Genomic DNA, 4278 nt, shown 5'->3' on the forward strand with positions numbered 1-4278 from the left:
CTCGCTGCCGGTAAAGGCACCCGAATGCGCTCGAACCTGCCCAAGGTGCTTCATCCCGTGGGCGGCCGCCCGCTGGTGCAGCATGTGATCGACAGCGCCCGGGCACTGGGCAGTGATCAGATTCTGGTGGTGGTGGGCCATGGCGCCGAACAGGTCGAGGCCCGCATGGCGGCCGACGATATCCGCTTTGTGGCCCAGACCGAACAGCTGGGCACCGGCCACGCGGTGCTCCAGGCCCTGCCCCACTTCCGTGACGACGCGACGGTACTGATTCTTTACGGCGATGTGCCGCTGACCCAGGCAACGACCTTGGAAAAGCTGGCCCAGGCGGTGACCGACACCACCATCGGCCTGCTGACCGTGAATCTTCCCGACCCGGGAGCCTACGGACGTATCCTGCGCGATGCCGCCGGCCAGGTTGAGGCCATTGTTGAATACAAAGATGCCAACGACGAGCAGCGCCGGATCACTGAAATCAACACCGGGATCATGGCTGCTAAAGCCAAACACCTGCGCGAGTGGCTGCCGGCACTGAGTAACGATAATGCCCAGGGTGAGTACTACCTGACCGACATTATTGCCATGGCGCGCCAAAGTGGCCTGGGCATTCATGTGGCTCAGCCGGACACACCGGAAGAGGTGGAAGGCATCAACAATCGTCAACAGCAGGCGGCCCTCGAACGTTACTACCAGAGTCGTCAGGCGGAAGAGTTGATGGTCAAAGGGGTCACCCTGATGGACCCGGCTCGATTTGACTGCCGTGGCCGGCTGACCGTCGGGCGGGATGTGGTCATTGATGTGAACTGCGTGTTTGAAGGCGAGGTCATGCTGGAAGATGGCGTGCACCTTGAACCCAACTGCTACCTGAAAGACTGCGTGATCGGCGCGGGCACTGAAGTCAAAGCCAACTCGGTGATTGAGGGCGCACGGGTATCCAGCCATTGCGCCATCGGGCCCTTCGCGCGTCTGCGCCCGGGCACCTTACTGGCCGATGGGGCCAAGGTCGGCAACTTTGTGGAAATCAAGAAAGCGACCATTGGCGAAGGCAGTAAGGTCAACCATCTGAGCTACATCGGCGACAGCAAGGTCGGCTCCGGTGTGAATGTCGGCGCCGGCACGATTACCTGTAACTACGACGGGGTCAACAAATTCCTCACGGAAATCGGGGACAATGCTTTTATCGGTTCCAACAGCGCGCTGGTGGCGCCGGTCAAGTTGGGCAAGAACACAACGGTGGGTGCGGGGTCGATCATCACCAAAGACGTTCCCGATGAGGAACTGGCGATTGCCCGCGGCCGCCAGCGTAACATTCAGGGCTGGCAGAGACCGAGTAAAAAAGACTGACTCAAAGAGTCACCGGAAAGGACGCAATATCAATGGCTAAATGGGTACCGGGGGCGATCATTCGTCACCCACTTCGCAGCATTTTCGGGCTGCTGTTGATTGTGGTTCTGACGGTGGGCCTGTACGGCGCTTTCAGGCCGCTCCCCGAAGGTATCAGCTTGGAAGCCCCCGCCCGAGGGGCAACCCGGGTCCAGTTTCTGGCCGATCGGACCTATATCGATCAACAGGGTGAACGACAGACCGAGCAGCGCATTTTTGACGAGATCTTCCGTCTGGTCGCTCAGGCAGAACGGTTCATTCTTGTGGACATGTTTCTGTTCAATGCCTACCAGGGGCAGATGAGCGACACTCACCGGGCGCTGTCCGACGAGTTGACCGACCGGCTTATCGCCCAAAAACGCCGTCACCCACAGATTCAGATTCTGGTGATCAGCGATCCCCTAAATACCTTGTACGGTGGTCTGCCCTCCCCTCACTTCCAACGGTTGGAAGCCGCCGGCATCTCGGTGACCTTGACCGACCTCACAAGGCTGCGCGACAGCAATCCCCTCTACTCCGCATTCTGGCGTCCCTTTATTCAACCCTGGGGAAACACCGAAACGGATACGCTACCTAATCCGTTTGGGGAGGGTCAGGTGTCTCTGCGCAGTTACCTGGCGTTGATCAACTTCAAGGCCAACCATCGAAAACTGATCATCGCGGATAACGACAACGAGCTGGCCGCCCTGGTCACATCGGCCAACCCCCACGACGGAAGCAGCGCCCACGGCAATGTCGCCTTGCGCTTCGGTGGTCCGGCGGCGTGGGACCTGCTCGACAGTGAAGCCGCCGTGCTTGCCTTCTCCGGCGGACCCGAGCCCAGGCCGTTCCTGGATCGACCTGAAGGTGAGGTTGCCGGTTCTCCCCTGTCGGTCCAGGTGGTGACTGAGCGTGCCGTCGAACGAACCGCTCTGGCCATCATCAACGGCGCGGCTGCGGGGGAGCGGTTGGACCTGGCAATGTTCTATTTATCGGACCGACACCTGGTTCGGGCTCTGCAGGAGGCCGCACAGCGCGGCGTCAAGGTGCGGGTGTTGCTCGACCCCAACAAAGACGCCTTCGGGCGCGAAAAAAATGGTGTGCCCAACCGCCCGGTCGCCCGAGAGCTGGTTAACGCCGGGGTAAAAGTGCGGTGGTGTGACACACACGGTGAGCAGTGCCACTCCAAATGGCTGATGCATCAAGACACCCGGAGCCAGGCACGGATTTTGTTGGGCTCCACTAATTTCACTCGCCGCAACCTGCACAACCTGAATCTCGAAACCAGCGTTGTACTGCGGGGATCTTCCGACTCTGAGCCGTTAACCGCAGCCGCGCAATGGTTTGATGATCGTTGGCATAACCGATCCGGCAACCAGTACAGCCTGGACTATGCCGCCTACGCCGATGACGGTCTGTGGTCCAGACTACTCTACCGAACCATGGAGGCAACTGGGATAAGCACTTTCTGACCTAACCAGGAAAGAACCCATAATTAGTTAGACAACGTTGTCCGTTGTAGGCTATGCTCCACCTTGGACCATGCCCCAAGTGGAGATCAATAATGATAGTACGTACCGTCCTGCTCCTGTCAGTCGCGCTTTTTGCCAGTGTGGGCAGCCTTGCCCAACCACTCAGCGACGCCCAATTAAAGGCATTTGCGGCCCAGACCGAATGGCGTTTTGCCGTGGTCAGCAACATCGGGGAAGATGGCCCGGAAGCCCGAATTCGGCTGCACAACCGTTCCGACGTGGCACTGCCGGAGGGCACCGGTGACTGGCGGTTGTATTTCCACTCGGTGCGTCGGGTGAGTGACACCACCGTATCCGGCCTGCATTTGACCCATGTCCAGGGGGATTTACACCGGGTAGCGCCTACCGAGGACTTCCCGGGCCTCGCCCCGGGAGAGTCCCTGGAGCTGTTCTATCAACCCTCCTCGGCCATGGCGGCCTATACCGACTTTATGCCTCGCGCCTTCATTCATCGCCCGGGTAGCGAACCTGCGGTTTTTGCCAATACCGACACCGAAGACATGAGCCGTTTTGTCGATGTATTCGACCGGGAGGCCCAGCAGCGTCGCTCGGCCCAGGATCAGGTGCCGATTGCCACCGCCGAGCGCCGCTACGAACGCAACCGGACCATCCACTCGCAGCGGGTGTCCGATCAGGCGGTGCGCCAGCGCATCATTCCCAAGCCGCTGTCCCTGGAAACCCATTGGGGCAGCGCGACTCTCTCGCCGGACTGGACAATTCACTACGCCGGTTGTCTGAGCTCAGAGGCTGACTACCTGGCGGAGCAGCTCTCGACGCTGTTCAATGCCGAATTCCCGAGTGCCGCGGACCATGAGTCGGTCTCGGGCCCCATTATCAGCCTGAGGGTGGAATCAGAGGATACCGACCTGCCGGAACAGGCGGAAAGCTACCGGCTGGAAATCGACGACGACCAGATCCGCATCACCGGTCGGGACAATGCCGGTGCCTTCTACGGCCTGCAGAGTCTGTTGAAGCTGTTGCCCGCCACGATGAACAGTGATTCAGTCACCCTGCCCAATCTCACCGTGCTCGATGCGCCCCGCGCCGGTTGGCGAGGGATGCACTACGACATGGGCCGCAACTTCCACGGCCAGGCCGTGACCCTGCGCCTGATCGAACAGATGGGCCGCTACAAGCTCAACAAGCTGCATCTGCACCTGACCGAGGACGAAGGCTGGCGCCTGGAAATCCCGGGCCTGCCCGAATTGACTGACGTTGGGGGCGAACGCTGCTTTGATCCGGAAGAGACCGACTGTCTGCTCACCCAACTGGGCACCGGGCCGCACAAAAGTGGCAGTGGCAATGGCTATTACACCCGGGACGATTTTATTGAGATTCTCGAGTACGCCGCCGCAAGGCACATTGTTCGGCGACAATTACGGTG

3 protein-coding genes are annotated in these 4278 nt (G+C 60.1%); all 3 read left to right on the forward strand.

Annotation, left to right across the window (positions count from 1 at the left end):
• A partial coding sequence (gene glmU, locus B3520_RS13385) for a bifunctional UDP-N-acetylglucosamine diphosphorylase/glucosamine-1-phosphate N-acetyltransferase GlmU (RefSeq protein WP_286876264.1) occupies positions 1–1344 on the forward strand: 1344 nt, incomplete at its 5' end.
• 32 nt (positions 1345–1376) lie between these two features.
• A complete protein-coding gene (locus B3520_RS13390) occupies positions 1377–2834 on the forward strand; it encodes a phospholipase D-like domain-containing protein (protein ID WP_286806828.1) in 1458 nt (485 codons plus the stop codon).
• A 92-nt stretch (positions 2835–2926) separates the two neighbouring features.
• The coding region (locus B3520_RS13395) for a carbohydate-binding domain-containing protein (RefSeq protein WP_286876265.1) at positions 2927–4278 on the forward strand (1352 nt) is incomplete at its 3' end.

The organism is Marinimicrobium sp. UBA4509, from assembly GCF_002388575.1.
GTDB lineage: Bacteria > Pseudomonadota > Gammaproteobacteria > Pseudomonadales > Cellvibrionaceae > Marinimicrobium > Marinimicrobium koreense.